General features: G+C 69.4%; 14 protein-coding genes and 1 pseudogene. 3 read left to right on the top strand and 12 right to left on the bottom strand.

Annotated features, from left to right (window positions below):
• Positions 1-6 precede the first annotated feature (6 nt).
• The 3 genes from AC5DRG_RS15030 to AC5DRG_RS15020 form a co-directional block, all read right to left on the bottom strand.
• Positions 7-1059: an endonuclease/exonuclease/phosphatase family protein gene (locus tag AC5DRG_RS15030; RefSeq protein WP_491810995.1), complete on the bottom strand. Its 1053-nt coding sequence runs from the start codon at positions 1057-1059 to the stop codon at positions 7-9.
• Positions 1060-1239: 180 nt separating this feature from the next.
• Positions 1240-1869: a TetR/AcrR family transcriptional regulator gene (locus tag AC5DRG_RS15025; RefSeq protein WP_491810994.1), complete on the bottom strand. Its 630-nt coding sequence runs from the start codon at positions 1867-1869 to the stop codon at positions 1240-1242.
• Between the two features lie 66 nt (positions 1870-1935).
• Positions 1936-3519 carry an MFS transporter gene (locus tag AC5DRG_RS15020; protein WP_491810993.1) on the bottom strand — a complete coding sequence of 528 codons (1584 nt, stop codon included), beginning with the start codon at positions 3517-3519 and terminating at the stop codon, positions 1936-1938.
• A 208-nt stretch (positions 3520-3727) separates the two neighbouring features.
• Here AC5DRG_RS15020 and panB point away from each other — a divergent pair, with 208 nt between their 5' ends.
• Complete coding sequence (gene panB / locus AC5DRG_RS15015) at positions 3728-4597, top strand: 3-methyl-2-oxobutanoate hydroxymethyltransferase (protein WP_491810992.1); 870 nt, start codon at positions 3728-3730, stop codon at positions 4595-4597.
• Between the two features lie 102 nt (positions 4598-4699).
• On the opposite strand, the gene AC5DRG_RS15010 is transcribed toward panB, so the two are convergent.
• From AC5DRG_RS15010 to AC5DRG_RS14985, 6 genes and pseudogenes are all read right to left on the bottom strand, one after another.
• Complete coding sequence (locus AC5DRG_RS15010; protein WP_491813043.1) at positions 4700-5569, bottom strand: hypothetical protein; 870 nt, start codon at positions 5567-5569, stop codon at positions 4700-4702.
• Positions 5570-5596: 27 nt separating this feature from the next.
• Positions 5597-5911: pseudogene (locus AC5DRG_RS15005) on the bottom strand (cellulose binding domain-containing protein); the annotation flags it as partial.
• 182 nt (positions 5912-6093) lie between these two features.
• The gene (locus tag AC5DRG_RS15000) at positions 6094-7848 is read right to left on the bottom strand and encodes an NAD+ synthase (RefSeq protein WP_491810991.1); all 1755 of its coding nucleotides are present in this window, start codon (positions 7846-7848) and stop codon (positions 6094-6096) included.
• A 79-nt stretch (positions 7849-7927) separates the two neighbouring features.
• Positions 7928-9868, bottom strand: coding sequence for a S53 family peptidase (locus AC5DRG_RS14995; protein WP_491810990.1), 1941 nt, complete (start codon positions 9866-9868; stop codon positions 7928-7930).
• A gap of 182 nt (positions 9869-10050) precedes the next feature.
• Positions 10051-10674 (bottom strand): DUF305 domain-containing protein, encoded by a 624-nt coding sequence (locus AC5DRG_RS14990; RefSeq protein ID WP_491810989.1) that lies wholly within the window; start codon positions 10672-10674, stop codon positions 10051-10053.
• Positions 10671-11333: a thioredoxin-like domain-containing protein gene (locus tag AC5DRG_RS14985; RefSeq protein WP_491810988.1), complete on the bottom strand. Its 663-nt coding sequence runs from the start codon at positions 11331-11333 to the stop codon at positions 10671-10673. The genes AC5DRG_RS14990 and AC5DRG_RS14985 overlap by 4 nt, the downstream gene beginning before the upstream one ends.
• Positions 11334-11668: 335 nt before the next feature.
• Here AC5DRG_RS14985 and AC5DRG_RS14980 point away from each other — a divergent pair, with 335 nt between their 5' ends.
• A complete protein-coding gene (locus AC5DRG_RS14980; RefSeq protein WP_491810987.1) occupies positions 11669-13030 on the top strand; it encodes a glutamine synthetase family protein in 1362 nt (453 codons plus the stop codon).
• Positions 13031-13082: 52 nt separating this feature from the next.
• Here the strand turns inward: AC5DRG_RS14980 and AC5DRG_RS14975 are convergent, their stop codons facing one another.
• Together AC5DRG_RS14975 and AC5DRG_RS14970 are read right to left on the bottom strand one after the other, a co-directional pair.
• Positions 13083-13523: a VOC family protein gene (locus AC5DRG_RS14975; protein ID WP_491810986.1), complete on the bottom strand. Its 441-nt coding sequence runs from the start codon at positions 13521-13523 to the stop codon at positions 13083-13085.
• A 34-nt stretch (positions 13524-13557) separates the two neighbouring features.
• Complete coding sequence (locus AC5DRG_RS14970) at positions 13558-14073, bottom strand: pyridoxamine 5'-phosphate oxidase family protein (RefSeq protein ID WP_491810985.1); 516 nt, start codon at positions 14071-14073, stop codon at positions 13558-13560.
• Between the two features lie 146 nt (positions 14074-14219).
• On the opposite strand from AC5DRG_RS14970, the gene AC5DRG_RS14965 reads away from it, so the two are divergent.
• Positions 14220-17216 (top strand): bifunctional [glutamine synthetase] adenylyltransferase/[glutamine synthetase]-adenylyl-L-tyrosine phosphorylase, encoded by a 2997-nt coding sequence (locus tag AC5DRG_RS14965; protein ID WP_491810984.1) that lies wholly within the window; start codon positions 14220-14222, stop codon positions 17214-17216.
• Here AC5DRG_RS14965 and AC5DRG_RS14960 read toward each other — a convergent pair.
• The gene (locus AC5DRG_RS14960; protein WP_491810983.1) at positions 17167-18117 is read right to left on the bottom strand and encodes a phosphatase PAP2 family protein; all 951 of its coding nucleotides are present in this window, start codon (positions 18115-18117) and stop codon (positions 17167-17169) included. The genes AC5DRG_RS14965 and AC5DRG_RS14960 overlap by 50 nt on opposite strands.
• Between the last annotated feature and the right edge of the window lie 117 nt (positions 18118-18234).

Below are 18234 nucleotides of genomic sequence, written 5' to 3'. Positions count from 1 at the left end.
GGGGCTTTACGAGACTGGTGTGTCGACCTTCACACGCGCGGCCACCGGCAGATGGTCGCTGCCCGTCTGCGGCAGGGTCCACGAGCTCTCCGGCTCGACGCCCTTGACCATGATCTGGTCGATGCGCGCCATCGGGAACGACGCCGGCCAGCTGAACCCGAAGCCGCTGCCCGCCGCGCCCTGCGTGGAGCGCATCTGGGCGGTGACGGCGTTGAGCGCGCGGTCGTTCATGGTGCCGTTGAGGTCGCCGAGCAGGACGACCTTCGTGAGCTTCTCGTCGGCGATGGCCTCGCCGAGCGCGTCGGCGCTCTTGTCGCGCTGCCGGGCCGTGAACCCGGCCTCCAGCTTCACCCGCACCGACGGGAGGTGGGCGACGTAGAAGGCGACCTGCCCCTCCGGCGTGGCGGCCGTGGCCCGCATCGCGCGCGTCCAGCCGAGCTTGATGTCGACGGCCTTGACGCCGCTCAGCCGGTACTTGCTCCACAGTCCGACCGTGCCCTGCACCGAGTGGTACCTGTACGTCGACTCAAGGGCCTTCTCGTACGTCGGGACCGCGGTCGCCGTCAGTTCCTCCAGGGCCACCACGTCGGCGCCGGAGGCGGCCACGTCGCGGGCGGTGCCGGAGGGGTCGGTGTTGTCGGCGTTGACGTTGTGCGTGGCCACCGTGAGGTCGCCGCCGCTGCCGGCCTTGTCGGTGAGCAGCCCGCCGAACAGGTTCAGCCAGACGACGGACGGTAGCAGCACCGCGATCAGCGCGGTCGCGGACTTCCGGACCAGCGCGAGGACGAGCAGCACGGGGATGAGCAGCCCCACCCAGGGCAGGAAGGTCTCCGTGAGGCTGCCGAGGTTGCCGATCCGGTTCGGGATGCGCGAGTGGACCAGCATGACCAGGGCGAGCAGCACCGCGATCGCGGCCACGACCAGACCGCGCCGCCAGATCCGCGGATCGCCCCGCCAGCCGTCGAGAAGTCTGCCGAGCAGGCTCCGAAGCCGGGAGCCCCGGCGCTCGGGTCCCGAGCCTCCGTTGTCCGTCTCCGTCGCGTACGCCTGCTGCGCCATACCTTCGCCTCACTACCTGCCGTGCACACCATCGTCCCCGTGCCTACGACCCTAGGGGATGATCGGTTCCGTTCCCGCCCTCCCATGACGGGCGTACTCGGACGAGGACGAACAAGTCGCCGTCCGGAGTTCCGAACACCGAGCTCAACGCCGCCCCCTGTGACGAAACCCGCACAGTGGTTACGGAGGCGGTGAACTGACGGGCCGTAGGCCTTCGAGGAGCGTGTCGACGATCCGTTCCGCGAGGTCCTCGGGGAGGTCGGCGTCCGGGCGCATGACGGCGCGTACGAGCATGGGGCCCATGAAGATGTCGTTCAGCAGCTCGATGTCGAGGTCCGCGCGGAGTTCGCCGTTCTCCTGTCCGCGGCGCAGGACTTCGTTGCCGAGCCTGCGGCGCGGGGCGATGACGGTGTTGTCGTAGGCGGCCCAGATCTTCGGGCTGCTCTTCATCTGGACATGGACGTTGTGCAGGATCGCGGAGGAGCGGTTGACCAGGCCGCGCTGACGCATCGATTCGAGGAGGACGACGAGATCGTCGCGCATCGACGTGCCGGGCAGTTCGGGGTCGGGGGGCTCGGCGGCGCGCATGACGTCGACGAACAGCTCCTCCTTGCCGCTCCACCGGCGGTAGATGGTGGCCTTGCCCACGCCGGCGGTGCGGGCGATGCGCTCGATGGAGAGTTCGGCGAGCGGGACGCCGTCCTCCAGGAGCTTCATCACGCCCTCGATGATGGCGCGTTCCACGGCCTCGCTGCGGGGGCGCCCCCTGACCGGGCCCTCGTGCCGGTGCTGGCTGTCGGCGAGGCTCACGTGCGTCCTTCCCTTCGTTGCACTGGGAGGATTCTCCCTCGCGTACGTCTCGTAGGCGCCCGTGGCCTACGCGTTGGCCAGTTCCGTCTCCTCCTTGTCCGCCTGGGGCGCGGGCTGCTTCCCGGGCAGGAACAGCGCCACGACCACCGCGCCGATGACCGCGACCCCGGCGCCGCACAGGGCGGTGACGTGCATGGCGTGCAGGAAGGCGTCGTTGGCGGGGGTGACGAGGGCCTTGCCCTCGGGGCCGAGCTTGGCGGCCACGGCGAGCGTCGCCTCGATGGACTCGCCCGCGGTGTGGCGCAGGCCGGCGGGGACGAGGCCCAGCTTGCCCTCGATGCCGTCGCGGTAGGCGGTGGACAGGACCGAGCCGAGTACGGCGATCCCGAGGGCGCCGCCGACCTGGCGGAAGGTGTTGCTGAGGGCGGAGGCGGAGCCGGCCTTCTCGCGAGGCAGGGCCTGCATGATGACGACGCTGGTCGGCGTCATGATGTGCGCCATGCCGGTGCCCATGAGGAAGAAGATGACCTCCAGGATCCAGATCGGGGTGTCGGCGTCCAACGTGGCGAAGGCGGCGAGCATCGCGGCGATGAGGAGCAGGCCGCCCGTGGTGGTGGCCTTGTTGCCGAAGCGGTCGACGACCAGCCGGGCGCGCGGTGCGAAGAACAGCTGGGCGACGGCGAGCGGCAGCATCAGCAGACCGGTCTGCAGCGGCGAGTAGCCGCGCACGCTCTGCGTGTAGAAGACGGAGAAGAAGGTCACGCCCATCAGCGCGAAGAAGACCAGCGCGATGGCGGAGATCGCGGCCGAGAAGACCTTGTTCTTGAAGTAGCGCACGTCGACGGACGGATGGTCGCTGCGCGCCTCGAACACGACGAAGCCGATGAGTACGGCGAGGCCCGCGCCGATCGTCGCCAGGACCTGCGGGTCGGTGAAGTCGGCGAGCTGGCCGCCCTTGATGATGCCGTAGACGAGCAGGACGAGGCCCACGACGGACAGGACGACGCCGACGGGGTCCACGCGGCCGGGGTTCGGGTCGCGGGAGTCGGGCACCAGCCACACCATCAGGGCGATCGCGATGAGCACGATCGGCACGTTGATGAGGAAGACCGAGCCCCACCAGAAGTGGTCGAGGAGAACGCCGCCGGTGATCGGGCCGATGGCGATGGCGAGGCCGACGCCGCCGGCCCAGATGCCGATGGCCTTGGGCTGCTCGTCGCGCTCGAAGACGTTCATGAGGACGGCGAGGGTGGCGGGCATCACGAACGCGGCACCCAGGCCCATCACCGCGCGGAAGGCGATGAGTTCGGTGGGCGTGCCGGAGAAGGCGGCGAGGGCCGAGCCGATGCCGAAGAAGGCGAGACCGCCGAGCAGGACCCGCTTACGGCCCAGCCGGTCACCGAGGAGCCCGGCCGAGAAGAGCAGGCCGGCGAAGACGAGGGTGTAGGCGTTGATCGCCCACTCCAGCTCGCCCTGGGTGGCGCCCAGGCCGGTCGGGGCGGGGGTGGAGATCGTCTTGACGGCGACGTTCAGGATCGAGTTGTCGAGCACCACGATCAGCAGGCTCAGCATCAGCACGCCGAGGATTGCCCAGCGGCGTTTGTGCACCGCTTCGGGGATCCGGGTGGCGGGGGCAGGTCGAGTCGTCATGGGGACGAGCCTAGAGGAATTTCGATACGGCACCGTCTCGTATCGGAAATCCTTTACCGAGGCCTTACCCAGCACGCCGAAAACGGGTGCGGCTCACCGGATGTAGGTCACAGGGGGTCCCCTAGCCGTCCCCAGGCCGAGGTGCCACCATGGAGGTGATCCGGGGACGCCGTAAGGGTGCCTCGAGATGACGTAAGGAGCCGTTGCAATGACGCAGCTTTCGGCTGCCCAGAACAGTTCCTCCGGCGGCAGCGGCAATGCGCTGTACGGAGGCAAGGGCACACGCCGTATCACCGTTCGTGACATCGCCCTCGCCAAGGAGCGGGGCGAGAAGTGGCCCATGCTCACCGCCTACGACGCGATGACCGCGTCCGTCTTCGACGAGGCCGGGATCCCGGTCATGCTCGTCGGCGACTCGGCGGGAAACTGCCACCTCGGCTACGAGACCACCGTGCCCGTCACCCTCGACGAGATGACGATGCTGTCGGCCGCCGTCGTGCGGGGCACCTCCCGCGCCCTCATCGTGGGCGACCTGCCCTTCGGGTCCTACCAGGAGGGTCCGGTGCAGGCGCTGCGCTCGGCGACCCGGCTGGTGAAGGAGGCCGGCGTCGGGGCCGTCAAGCTGGAGGGCGGCGAGCGGTCGCACGGCCAGATCCGGCTGCTGGTGGAGTCCGGCATCCCGGTGATGGCCCACATCGGGCTGACGCCGCAGTCCGTCAACTCCATGGGCTATCGCGTGCAGGGGCGGGGCGAGGAGGCGGCCCAGCAGCTGCTGCGCGATGCGAAGTCCGTGCAGGACGCGGGCGCGTTCGCGGTGGTACTGGAGCTGGTTCCGGCGGAGCTGGCCGCCGAGGTGACTCGGGTACTGCACATTCCCACGGTCGGGATCGGGGCCGGGGCGGAGACCGACGCGCAGGTACTGGTGTGGACCGACATGCTCGGGCTTACGGGTGGGCGGGTCCCGAAGTTCGTCAAGCAGTACGCCAACCTGCGTGAGGTCATGGGGAACGCGGCGAAGGCGTTTGCGGAGGACGTGGTTGGCGGAACGTTCCCCTTGGAGGAGCACTCCGTCCACTGACCGATAGAGCCACTGTGGCACCAGGGCAGCCCGCCGAACTTCCCCCGTCGGCGGGCTGCCGCCTTTTTGCACCTGAACCGGCGCCGCTCTCGCGGAGGCGGTTCAGAATCCGTAACGGCTCTTGATGTGCCGCCAGAAGTCCCTGACCATCCACTTGTCGAACTCGGTGATCTCCGTCGCGCTGCCGGCGTTCATGATGAAGCCGCCGACGCCCGTCGGGGTCCAGTCGTAGAAGTCGTCGAGGCCGAACGTGTGGCCCACCTCGTGCAGGTAGATGTGCAGGTTCTCCTCGTCCAGGCCGTTCGTGAAGTACTCCTGGTCGACGCGCTGGCCCCAGTCACCGCCGGCGCCGCCGAAGCCCATGCCCTTGGTGAGCCAGAGGGACTGGTCGTAGTGGCGTTCCTCCTTGCCGGGGCACTGGGAGTAGTCGCCGTCCTGGTGGAAGAACCGGCCGCAGGGCGGGGCGCATTGGGGGGCGCCGCCCTCGTCCAGGTTGCCGGCGTAGATGTCGACGGAGTCGTCGGTCCACTTCAGGGTGGCGCGGTCCTTGACGGCCCAGCCGACGACCTTGACCGGGACCTTGGCGTAGGGCCAGTCGTTGTAGCCCGCGCCGTTCTCGGTGAGGGCGTCCATCCACTTGCCGAACTGCTTCTGCAGGGTCGATTCGATCCGGTCGCGGAGATCGGCGGTGACCGGGTTGTCGGAGTCCCAGCGGACGCAGTAGTTGACGCTGCCCTTGTTGGCCATGATCTGGTCGAAGCCGTAGTTCTTGAAGCCGTAGATGTCCGGGTACGTCGACGCCATGTGATCCCAGACCTCACCGAGCGGCTGCACGAGGCCGGACGGCGGGTTCCACTCGGCCGCGCTCACCGTCCCGGTCGCCGACGGCGTGGTTGTGGCCGTCGGGGTCGCCGTGGGGGAGCTGGACTCGCTGAAGGTGGGCGCGACGGTCGAACCGGAACTCGGGGTCACGTCCACGCCCGAGGCGCAGGTCTTGCCGTTGAGCTTGAACGAACCGGGTACCGAGGTGGCGCCGGACCGCGAGGCCGTGAAGCCGGCGCTGACTCTGCCTCCGGTGGCCAGCGAGCCGTTCCCGCTGATGCTCTTCACTCTCACGGTCGCGCCGGACTGGGTCCAGGTGCCGTTCCAGCCCTCGGTGACCTTCTCGCCACCGGTGAGTTTGAAGGTGAGCCGCCAACTGGTCACCGGCTTGCCCGAGTTGGTGATCTCGACGGCCCCCTGGAAGCCGTCAGCCCACTCGCCGGTGACCGCGTAGTCCACCGCGCAGGTGGGCTCGGCACCGTTGGCCAGCATGGGCACCAGGGCGCCGGTCGTCGCCACTAGTGCGGCGGCGAGCGCGAGAGGCACCGGACGCGTGAGGCGTCCGCGCAGGCGGTGGGTCGTACGGGGCGGTCTCATCAGGCGGATCCTTCGGGGCGGTTCGGCGATGTCAGACCTAAGTGGCCGCCCGGGGAAGGATGGTTGCCGTCATTCGGCTACGCCGTTTCGCGCCAGCCGTTCGTGATCGGCAGCCGCCTGTCCTTGCCGAACCCCTTCGCGGAGATCTTCGTGCCCGGCGGATACTGGCGCCGCTTGTACTCCGCCGTGTCGACCATCCGCAGCGTCTTGGTGACCAGGTCCCGGTCGAAACCGGCCGCGACGATCTCGTCCGCGCCCTGGTCCCGGTCGACGTAGAGGTCGAGGATCGCGTCCAGCACCGGATAGTCGGGCAGCGAGTCCGTGTCGATCTGGCCCGGGCGCAGCTCGGCGCTCGGCGGCTTGGTGAGGGAGTTCTCCGGGATCGGCGGGGTCTGGCCACGCTCGCGAGCCGCCCGGTTGCGCCATTCCGCCAAGCGGAAGATCGACGTCTTGTACACGTCCTTGATGGGGCCGTACGCGCCCACCGAGTCGCCGTAGAGCGTCGAATACCCCACCGCCAGCTCGGACTTGTTGCCCGGCGCCAGCACGATGTGGCCCTCCTGGTTGGAGATCGCCATCAGCAGGGTGCCGCGGAGGCGGGACTGGAGGTTCTCCTCCGCCAGCCCTGTCAGGCCCAGCGAGTCCATGTACGCGTCGAACATCGGCTCGATCGGGACCGTACGGAAGTTCAGGCCCGTGCGCCGGGCCAGTTCCGCCGCGTCGCCCTTCGAGTGGTCGGAGGAGTACTTCGACGGCATCGACACGCCGTACACGTTCGACGCGCCCACCGCGTCGCACGCGATCGCCGCCACCAGCGCCGAGTCGATACCGCCCGACAGACCGACCAGGACGGACTTGAGGCCGTTCTTCGTGACGTACGCCCGCAGGCCCACGACCAGCGCCGAGTAGACCTCCTCGTCGTCGTCGAGACGGTCCGCGTGGCTGCCGGTGTGCTCCGGCTCGTACGGCGGGAGCGGCGCCTCGGACAGCACCACTCGGTCGATGCGCAGACCGTCGTCCACCACGCCCGTCGGTGCGTCCGGCGAGGCCGCCGGCAGGTCGAGGTCGAGGACGACGCAGCCCTCGGAGAACTGCGGTGCCCGGGCGAGGACCTCGCCCTCGCGGTCCACCACGATCGAGTCGCCGTCGAAGACCAGCTCGTCCTGGCCGCCCGTCAGCGCCAGGTAGGCGGTGGTGCAGCCGGCCTCCTGGGCCCGCTTGCGGACCAGTTCGAGGCGGGTGTCGTCCTTGTCGCGCTCGTAGGGGGAGGCGTTGATCGAGATCAGCAGCCCGGCCTCGGCGCTGCGCGCGGCCGGTACGCGGCCGCCGTCCTGCCACAGGTCCTCGCAGATGGCGAGGGCGACATCGACACCGTGCACCCGGATCACCGGCATGGTGTCGCCGGGCACGAAGTAGCGGAACTCGTCGAAGACGCCGTAGTTCGGCAGGTGGTGCTTGGCGAAGGCCAGGACGACCTCGCCCCGGTGCAGCACCGCCGCCGCGTTCCTCGGCGCGCCCGCCGGCTGCCCGAACTTCGGCCGGCCGGACTCGGAACGGTCGAGGTAGCCGACGATCACCGGCAACTCCCCGAAGCCCTCGTCGGCCAGCCACGCGGCGAGCGAGAGCAGGGCAGCGCGGGAGGCTTCCACGAAGGACGACCGCAGCGCCAGGTCCTCGACGGGATACCCGGTCAGCACCATCTCAGGGAACGCGACGAGGTGCGCTCCCTGCCCGGCGGAGTGCCGGGTCCAGCGGACGATCGCCTCCGCGTTGCCGGCGATGTCGCCGACGCGCGAGTCGATCTGATTCAGAGCGAGTCGAAGCTGAGGCACAGGCCCAGTGTAATCGTCAGAACGACGCGATGGGGGTGGTGTGAGGTGGACGACACCTCACACCACCCCCATCAGATGACTACCGTCGGCGGTACGACTCCACGTATCCGCCCGTGGGCGTACCCACGCCGGTCACGTCGTCGTACCCCTTCACGGCCGACAGCGAGCTGTCCTTGCCGAGGCTGCGGACGGACGTGGTGATCCCGTCCGCCGCGTCGTAGCCGTTGACGAAGTCGAGGCGGGCCACGGCGAGTCCGGACCCCGTGGGGTTGTCCGTGACGTCGTGATACACCTTCGACCCGTACTTGGCGTAGATCGACGGGTTGGCGAACCCGATCGCCTTGCCGCCCCGCGCCTGCTGGGCCAGCGCCTGCACGGCCGCGATCACCGGCGCGGCGAGCGAGGTGCCGCCGATCCGGTACTCGCTGTAGGCCTGCCCGCCCTCGGGGAGGGTCTGGGTCTGGCCGACCTTGAAGCCGGTATTCGGGTCGGCGACCGCCGCGATGTCCGGCACGACTCGGTTGCCGGTGGCACTGTTGGCCTTGGCGAGCGCGTCCGGCACGACACCCTTCTGGTAGAAGGGCTCGGCGACGGTCTTGCTGGTGCCGCCGCCCGCACCGGAGGTGAACGCGCCCGGGAAGCCCGTCCAGCTCGTGCCGTCAGCCGACAGCACGGCCTTCTCGGTGCCCCAGCCGGTCTCCCACTGGTACCTGTCGCCCTTGCCGACGGCCAGCGAGGTGCCGCCGACCGCCGTCACCCACGCCGAGCTGGCCGGGATGTCGACCTGCTTCGTACCGGTGTTGGCGACCTCGTCGCCGCTGTCGCCGGAGGAGAAGTAGAAGCCGATGCCCTCGACCGCGCCGAACTGGAACACCTGGTCGTAGGCGGCCGCGAGGTCCGGCGTCTGGTTGGCCTCGATGTCGCCCCAGGAGTTGGAGACGATGTCGGCCAGGTGCTTGTCGACGATCTTGCTGAGCGAGTCGAGCAGGTCGTCGTCGTAGCAGGAGGCGCCGCCGACGTAGACGATGTCAGCGGCCGGCGCGACCGCGTGCACGGCCTCGACGTCGAGGGTCTCCTCGCCGTACCAGCCGGCCGCCCCGCACTCCTCGGTCTTCGTGTACTTCTTGGGCAGGACCTGGGTCAGCTGGCCGGTGGTGTAGGCCGCGTCGCCGTGCTTCTTCGCGTAGGTGGCCGCGTCGTAGGCGATGGTCGATGAGGCGTACGCGTCGGTGATGGCGACCCGCACCCCCTTGCCCGTCCAGCTGCCCGCGCCGTACGCGGCCCGCAGCTGCTTGCCCGTGTAGCCCTTGACGGCGTACGGGATCTTCGTGCCGTAGGCGTCCGGCAGCGTGGTCGCGATGTTCGAGCCGTAGTACGAGGAGAACGGCCCGGAGTTGCGGAACACGGTCTCCGGCTCCGGCAGCGTGTCGCTGTGGCTCGCCTTGTGCGGCGCGGTGTCCAGGCCGGTGACGGTCAGGACGGCACCGTTCAGCGCGTCCGGCACGGAGGCCGCCTTGGCCGGTGCGCGGTATGTCTTGGTGCCCTTGGTGTAGTTGTGCAGCTGGGTGCCGAACGCCTTCTCGGCGGCGGCCACGTCACCGGAGACGGTGACGTAGTGCTGCGTGACACCGGTGACCTCGAGCCCGGCGGACGTCAGCCACGACTTGACGGCGGCCACCTGGTCGGCGGTGGCGCCGAAGCGCGTCTGAGCCTGCGAGGCGCTCAGGTACTTGCCGTACGAGGCCGAGTCCGGGTCCGACACGGCCTTGGCGTACGCGGCCAGACCGGTGGCGTCCCGGCCGGCGAGATAGACCCGGGCGGAGAGAGCGGAGCCGTCGGACGTGGCTCCCTTGTCCGCCTTGGCGGTGGCCCACGTGGGCTTGGTGCCCGCGAGGGTGTCCCGGCCCGGGTCGTCCGCGGCGTGCGCGGCGGGTATGCCGAGCGCCAGCGCGCCCGCGAGCAGAGGCAGTGTCGCTGCCATGCTCACTGAGGCGCGCACCTTGGCGCGGTTGGATCTCATGGAACCCCCTGTTTGCGGTTCATCGCGAGTGATCACTCGACGGTGGCCACTCTTGCGATGAACCGTTCATGCCAGGGAATTCCGAAGGGAATGGGTGCCCCAAGAAGGCCCCAAGGAACCGTAACGGCAAGGGATTTGGGGCTTACGTCCGCATGAATCCCCGCGAACAAGGGGACGCGCGCCTACGAACGCGCCTTGGCGCCCCGCTCCTTCAACATGTCCGCCATCAACTGGATCTCGGACTCCTGCGCGTCGACCATCCCCTGCGCGAGGTTCTTCTCCACCCTGACCGCGCACTCGGCGACACAGGCCTCCGCCATGTGGATGCCGCCCTTGTGATGGTCCGTCATCAGCTGGAGGTAGAACACCTCGGCCTGCTCGCCGCTGAGCGTGTTCAGCTTCTCCAGCTCGGTGTTGGTCGCCATGCCGGGCATCAGCGAGCCGTCCTTGCCGGACGCCATGTCACCCATGCCCATCCAGGTCATCGGCCCGTCCGCCGACACCTTCGGCAGCCCCCACAGATCGAGCCAGCCCAGCAGCATGCCGCGCTGGTTGGCCTGCGTCTGCGCGATGTCGTAGGCGAGCCGCCGGACCTCTGTGTCCTTCGTGCGGTCGCGCACGATGTACGACATCTCCACGGCCTGCTGGTGATGCACCGCCATGTCGCGCGCGAAGCCCGCGTCGGCGGAGTCGGCGGCCGGAGTCTGTGTCGCGGAGCCGCCGTCCTCGGCGACCGCGTAGGTGATCGCACCGGCCGCGACCAGCACGCCCGCCGCGGCCGACGCGATCCATGCCACCTGCCTCACTGCGACAGACCACCCGTGCAGGCGGCGCCAGGCTCCGGCGTCTGCTTGCCCTGGACGTAGGTCTCGAAGAACTTGGCGACGTTCGGGTCGTCCGCGCCCGTCACCGTCCGCTGGTGCCCCCACGCCGACAGCATGATCGGGTCCGCCTGCTTCTCGTCCGGGCTCATCAGCGTGTACGGCGTCGCCTTCACCTTCGCCGCGAGCGCGTCGACATCCGACTTCGAGGCCTTGCTGGTGTACGTCACCCACACCGCGCCGTGCTCCAGCGAGTGCACGGCGTTCATGTTGTTGATCGCCTTGGTGTAGACATCGCCGTTGCAGTTCATCCACACCTGGTTGTGGTCACCGCCGACCGGGGGCTCCATCGGGTACTTCACGGTCTTGGTGACATGGGTCTGGCTCAGCTTCGCCGACCAGGTCTTCACGCCGTCCTTGCCGGTGGTGAAGTGCCCGGAGCCCTTGGAGTCGGACGCCGTGCTGCTGTCGTCGGACTGCGACCGCACGAGGACGACGGTGCCGACCGCGAGAGCGGCGACGACCACGACACTGGCCGTGATGATGAGCACCCGGTTGCGACGCTCGCGGGCACGCTCGGCGCGCCGCATCTCCTCTATGCGCGCCTTGCGCTCGGCGGAGCTGGTCTTGTTGGCGGAACCCATGAGGTGTGTGTCCTTCTGGGGAAAGGGACGGTTCGGGTCCGCTGATCGTAGTGGGGGAGGGTGTCGCCGGGGACAGTCAGGGCTCAGGAATGGCGGATCGGCGGGGCCGGGCATTACGGATGTCGGTGCGAGCAGGCAATATGGGCGGTGGAGCAGTTCACCGGCTCATTGAGCCGTACACCTGCCATACGCGAGGCGTTCACGCCGAGGTCGGCCGCACGATCATGGTCGGCAACGCGCATGAAATGGTGTTGTGGTGGGATGCTCAGGTGCCCGACCGCCTCCCGTGGTGCGGGAGACAGGCGGCCTGACCAGCAAGGATGGGGAAGCGGAAGATGGACAAGCAGCAGGAGTTCGTGCTCCGGACGTTGGAGGAGCGCGACATCCGTTTCGTACGGCTGTGGTTCACGGACGTGCTGGGCTTCCTCAAGTCCGTCGCCGTGGCCCCCGCCGAGCTGGAGCAGGCCTTCGACGAGGGCATCGGCTTCGACGGCTCCGCCATCGAGGGCTTCGCCCGCGTATACGAGTCGGACATGATCGCCAAGCCGGACCCGTCGACCTTCCAGGTCCTGCCGTGGCGCGCCGAGGCCCCCGGTACGGCCCGGATGTTCTGCGACATCCTCATGCCGGACGGCTCCCCGTCCTTCGCGGACCCGCGCTACGTCCTCAAGCGCGCCCTCGCGAAGACCTCCGACCTGGGCTTCACCTTCTACACCCACCCGGAGATCGAGTTCTTCCTCCTCAAGGAGAAGCCGACCGACGGCTCCCGCCCGACCCCCGCCGACAACTCCGGCTACTTCGACCACACCCCGCACAACGTGGGCATGGACTTCCGCCGCCAGGCGATCACCATGCTGGAGTCGATGGGCATCTCGGTCGAGTTCTCCCACCACGAGGGCGCCCCGGGCCAGCAGGAGATCGACCTGCGCTACGCCGACGCGCTCTCCACGGCGGACAACATCATGACGTTCCGCCTGGTCATGAAGCAGGTGGCGCTGGAGCAGGGCGTCCAGGCGACGTTCATGCCCAAGCCGTTCTCGGAACACCCCGGCAGCGGCATGCACACGCACCTCTCCCTCTTCGAGGGCGACCGCAACGCGTTCTACGAGTCCGGCTCGGAGTACCAGCTCTCCAAGGTCGGCCGCTCCTTCATCGCCGGCCTGCTGAAGCACTCGGCGGAGATCTCCGCCATCACCAACCAGTGGGTCAACTCCTACAAGCGCATCTGGGGCGGCTCCGAGCGCACCGCGGGCGCCGGCGGCGAGGCCCCCTCGTACATCTGCTGGGGCCACAACAACCGCTCGGCCCTGGTCCGCGTCCCGATGTACAAGCCCGGCAAGACCGGCTCCGCGCGCGTGGAGGTCCGCTCGCTGGACTCCGGCGCGAACCCGTACCTGGCGTACGCCGTCCTGCTGGCCGCCGGCCTCAAGGGCATCGAGGAGGGCTACGAGCTTCCGCCGGGCGCCGACGACGACGTCTGGGCCCTCTCCGACGCCGAGCGCCGCGCGATGGGCATCGAGCCCCTCCCGCAGAACCTCGGCGAGGCACTGGGCCTCATGGAGCGCAGCGAACTCGTCGCCGAAACCCTCGGCGAACACGTCTTCGACTTCTTCCTGCGCAACAAGCGCCAGGAGTGGGAGGAGTACCGCAGCGAGGTCACGGCCTTCGAGCTGCGGAAGAACCTGCCGGTTCTCTAGGCGTCGCCGTCCGACCCGGGGCCGCAGGCGCGGCCCCGGGTGATCCGGGCGTCTACCGACCGTCGGCGGCCAGCTCCGTCAGCAGCGCGTGCAGCGGCTTCGTCGCCCGCTGGCGGTACTCCTGGATCGCCCAGCCGTTGCCGTCCGGGTCCTTGAAGTACATGAAGGTGGCGCCGTCCTGCGGTGCGAACACCTGGGGCTCGGTCACGTCGAGGCCGCGGGCGGTCAGCTCGTCGTAGGCCGCCTTCGCGTCCGTGACACACAGCTGCATCCCGTGGTACGTCCCCGGTTTCGGCGTCCCCGTCGGGACCTGGAGGCCGTCGACCAGGGCGATGGAACAGCCGGAGCCGGGCGGCGTGAGCTGGACGATCCGTACTCCCTCCATGACCTCGCCGTCGAGGTCCACGTGGAAACCGACCTTGTCCCGGTAGAACTCCTTGGCCCGGTCCACGTCGGAGACCGGCAGCAGGATCACTTCGAGGGTCATGTCCATGGCGCGACTCCTTTGTCGGCATGTTGGTCGGACGTCATGCGAACCGCCAGCGGGTCTGGCTGAACGGCTCCCCCTTACCGAAGCCGAAAACCGTCTGTGGCGCCACCGTGTAGACAGCGGCGTGTCCAGCGCCGTGGTGGAAGAAACCGTCCCGCGCCTCGAAGTGCCAGAAGCTGCCGTATTTCGCCTCCCACGCCGCGGCCAGTTCCCGCAGCCGGTCGTCGTCGGACACCCGCACGGCCTCGCCCTCCACCACCAGGTCGTAACCCTTGTCCCAGGTGTTCGTGCCCGTCGTCAGCACCACGTGCGGGTTCCCCGCCAGGTTCCTCGCCTTGCGCTCCTCGGGGCCGGTGCAGAAGTGCAGCGCCCCGTGCGCCCACACCGCCGGCAGCGGTGTCACATGCGGCCGCCCGTCCGGCCGTACCGTCGAGATCCAGAACAGCTCGGCCTCCGCGAGCAGAGACTCGGCCTCCGCCCAGGGGCGTGCGGTGGCCGTCGTATCGCTGTAGCGGGAGTCGAGACGGGTCCGCGGTTCTCTGTTCGTCGTCATGGCGTGTCCTCCGGGCCGCCGGATGTCTTCTCAGAAGGGCAGACCCGGTACGGCGGCGCAACTCATCGCGCTCTGCCCCGGAGCTTCCCGCAGGTACTGCGGTTAGGCTCGGGCCAGTACGACCTTGATCCGACAGGAGGCCGAGGATGACGGCGCCGGGGCGCAGGAGCAGTACCTTCACGCGGCTGCTGCGGCACGGTTTCACCGATCCCTCGGGCGCCGAGCGGCTCCTGGACAGCACGGAACTCGCGCCCATAAGGAACGACCCGATCCTCCTCGACGCGCTCGGCGCCGTCGCCGACCCGGATCTGGCCCTGCGCGGACTCGTCAGGCTCCTCGAAGCGCAGCCCGGTCACACGGCCCGGCGTGAACTCCTCGACACGTTGATAGCGGCCAAGCCGCTGCGCGACCGCCTGCTCGGCGTCCTCGGCGCCTCCGCCGCCCTCGCCGACCATCTCGCCCGGCACCCCCGCGACTGGGAGGCGCTCGTCACGTACGAGCCGCGCGACCTCCATCCCGGGGTGGAGGAGTTCGAGCGGGGCCTCGCCGAGGCCACAGGCCCCGTCTCGCTGCGCGTCGCCTACCGGCGCTGCCTGCTGTCCATCGCCGCCCGCGACGTGTGCGGCACCACCGACCTCGCCCAGACCGCCGCCGAACTCGCCGATCTCGCCACCGCGACCCTGCGTGCCGCCCTCGCCATCGCACGGGCCGCCGCACCCGACGACGCCGCCGCGTGCCGGCTCGCGGTCATCGCGATGGGGAAGTGCGGGGGACACGAGCTGAACTACGTGTCGGACGTCGACGTCATCTTCGTCGGCGAGGCCGTCGAGGGCGCCGACGAGGGCAAGGCGCTGCGGTCCGCGACCAAGCTCGCCTCGCACATGATGCGGATCTGCTCCGAGACGACGATCGAGGGCTCGATCTGGCCCGTCGACGCCAACCTGCGGCCCGAGGGCAGAAACGGCCCGCTGGTGCGTACGCTCAGCAGCCATCTCGCCTACTACCAACGCTGGGCCAAGACCTGGGAGTTCCAGGCGCTCCTCAAGGCACGGCCGGTGGCCGGCGACCTCGGCCTCGGCGAGGACTACGTCGCCGCGCTCGAACCCCTGGTGTGGAAGGCCGCCGAGCGCGAGAACTTCGTCGCCGACGTGCAGAAGATGCGCCGCCGGGTCATCGAGAACATTCCGGTGGCGGAGGTCGAGCGGGAGCTGAAGCTCGGGCCCGGGGGACTGCGTGACGTCGAATTCGCCGTACAGCTCCTGCAGTTGGTGCACGGGCGGGCCGACGTGTCGCTGCGCAGCGGCACCACCCTGGACGCGCTGAGCGCGCTCGCGGCCGGCGGGTATGTCGGGCGGGACGACGCCGTTCAGCTGGACGACGCGTATCGCTTTCTGCGGTCCATGGAGCACCGGATCCAGCTCTACCGGCTGAGGCGTACGCATCTCGTGCCCGAGGACGACGCCGATCTGCGGCGTATCGGGCGGTCGTTGGGGCTGCGGGCCGACCCCGTCGTCGAACTGAACCGCGAGTGGAAGCGGCACGCCTCCGTGGTACGGCGGCTCCACGAGAAGCTGTTCTACCGGCCGCTGCTGGCCGCCGTCGCCCAACTCGCCCCCGGGGAAGCCCGGTTGAGCGTGGAGGCGGCACGGGAGCGGCTCGTCGCGCTGGGGTACGCGGATCCGGCCTCCGCACTGCGGCATCTGGAGGCGCTGGCGTCCGGCGTCACACGCAAGGCCGCCATTCAACGCACGCTGCTGCCGGTCCTGTTGGGGTGGTTCGCCGACTCGGCCGATCCGGACGCCGGGCTCCTCAACTTCCGCAAGGTGTCCGACGCGCTGGGGAAGACCCCTTGGTATCTACGGCTGTTGAGAGACGAGGGCGCCGCCGCCGAGAACCTCGCCCGGGTGCTCTCCGCCGGGCGGCTCGCCCCCGACCTGCTGATGCGGGCGCCGGAAGCCGTCGCGCTGCTGGGTGACGGTGACGGCGGGGGGCTGGAGCCGCGCGAGCGTGCCCATCTGGAGCAGGAGATCCTCGCGGCGGTCGGACGCGCGGAGGGCGGCGAACAGGCGGTCAGGGCGGCGCGCGGAGTGCGGCGCAGGGAACTGTTCCGTACGGCCGCCGCCGACATCGTCGGCTCGTACGGCACCGAGACCTCGCCCGTCGAGGCGGATCCCGGGGCGCTGGTCGACCGGGTCGGGGGTGCCGTCTCGGATCTGACGGCGGCCACCGTCGCCGGGACCCTGCGGGCCGTCGTACGGGACGGGTGGGGGGACACCCTGCCCACCCGGTTCGCGATCATCGGCATGGGGCGGTTCGGCGGGCACGAACTGGGCTACGGCTCGGACGCGGACGTGCTGTTCGTGCACGAGCCGCGGGACGGAGTGGGGGAGCGGGAGGCCTCCGAGGCCGCCAACCGGGTCGTCTCCGAGATGCGGCGGCTGCTGCAGGTGCCCAGCGCGGATCCGCCACTGCTGATCGACGCGGATCTCCGACCGGAGGGCAAGTCCGGGCCGCTCGTACGGACGTTGAACTCCTACGAGGCGTACTACCGGCGCTGGTCGTTGGTGTGGGAGTCGCAGGCCCTGCTGCGGGCCGAAGTCGTGGCCGGCGACCTGGACCTGGGGCGACGGTTCATCGAGCTCGTCGATCCGCTGCGGTACCCGGCGGAGGGGCTCGGGGACGACGCCGTACGGGAGATCCGGCGGCTCAAGGCACGGATGGAGACGGAGCGGATGCCGCGCGGCGCCGACCCCACGCTGCACGCCAAGCTGGGGCGTGGGGGGCTGTCCGACGTGGAGTGGACCGTGCAGCTGTTCCAGCTCCGGCACGGGTGGGTGGAGCCGGGGTTGCGCACGACGCGGACCCGGGAGGCGCTGGCCGCCGCGTGTGCGGCCGAGCTGATCTCCGGGGAGGATGCCGCGATCCTCGACGAGGCGTGGATACTGGCCTCGCGAGTGCGGAACGCCGTGATGCTGGTGCGAGGGCGGGCCGGGGACACGTTCCCGTCCGGCGGGCGTGAACTCGCCGCCGTGGGGCGGTACTTGGGGTATGGGCCGGGGCATGTGGGGGACATGCTCGATGACTATCGGCGTACTACTCGGAGGGCTCGCGCGCTGGTCGAGGTGCTGTTCTACGGGGCGTAGCGCTTTGTCGTTCCACCGTCACCGTGCAGGGGCCCGGCTCTGCCTTCGTCGGGAGGAGCGGGCGCCTCGGCTCCCGTGCCGGTACCAGCTTCGGCAGGGAGTACGGCAGGGCGCCGTACCAGAGGCGGGCGACCGTGAAGCCGAAGGCGAGGCAGAGGATGCCGCCGACCGCGTCCAGCCAGAAGTGGTTGGCCGTCGCGACGATCACGATCAGTGTCGTCGCCGGGTAGAGGAGGCCCAGGACGCGCACCCAGGGGACGGACGCCAGCGCGAAGATCGTCAGGCCGCACCACAGGGACCAGCCGATGTGCATGGACGGCATCGCGGCGTACTGGTTCGACACGTTCTTCAGGTCGCCGGAGGCCATCGAACCCCAGGTGTGGTGGACCATCACCGTGTCGACGAAGTCGCCGCCGTTCATGAGACGGGGCGGGGCGAGCGGATACAGGTAGTAACCGACCAGGGCCACGAGCGTAGTCGCGAACAGTGCCATGCGTGTTGCCGCGTAGCGGCCGGGGTGGCTACGGAACAGCCACGCCAGTACACCGAGCGTGATGATGAAGTGCAGGGTGGCGTAGTAGTAGTTCATGCCCACGATCAGCCAAGTCACCGAGTTCACAGCGTGGTTGACCGACTCCTCGACGGCGATCCCGAGATCGTGCTCGACCCGCCAGATCCAGTCGGCGTTGCGCAGGGCCTTGCCCCGCTGCTCCGGCGCGGCGTTACGGATCAGTGAGTAAGTCCAGTAACTCACCGCGATCAGCAGGATCTCGAACCACAACCGGGGTCGGCGCGGAGCGCGCAGCCGGTGCAGGAAACCCTGCTCCGTTTCGTCCGCGACGGGGTACGGAACGGCCTCTTCGCGGCCTTCCTCAATCGTCGTCACGGTCGTCTCACCCATGGGCATGAGTCTGCCAGAAAAGCCTTCGCCCCCCGATCATCCCCTGGTCTGGTTCAGGTCGCACGTTCTACGACGGCCAGACCCCCCTGACTACTACCAGCGCACTGCCGTGGGAAG

This window comes from Streptomyces sp. JLBG701 (genome assembly GCF_058544905.1).
The sequence above is the reverse complement of the archived record's forward strand: the minus strand, read 5'-3'. Positions and strand labels throughout refer to the sequence as shown.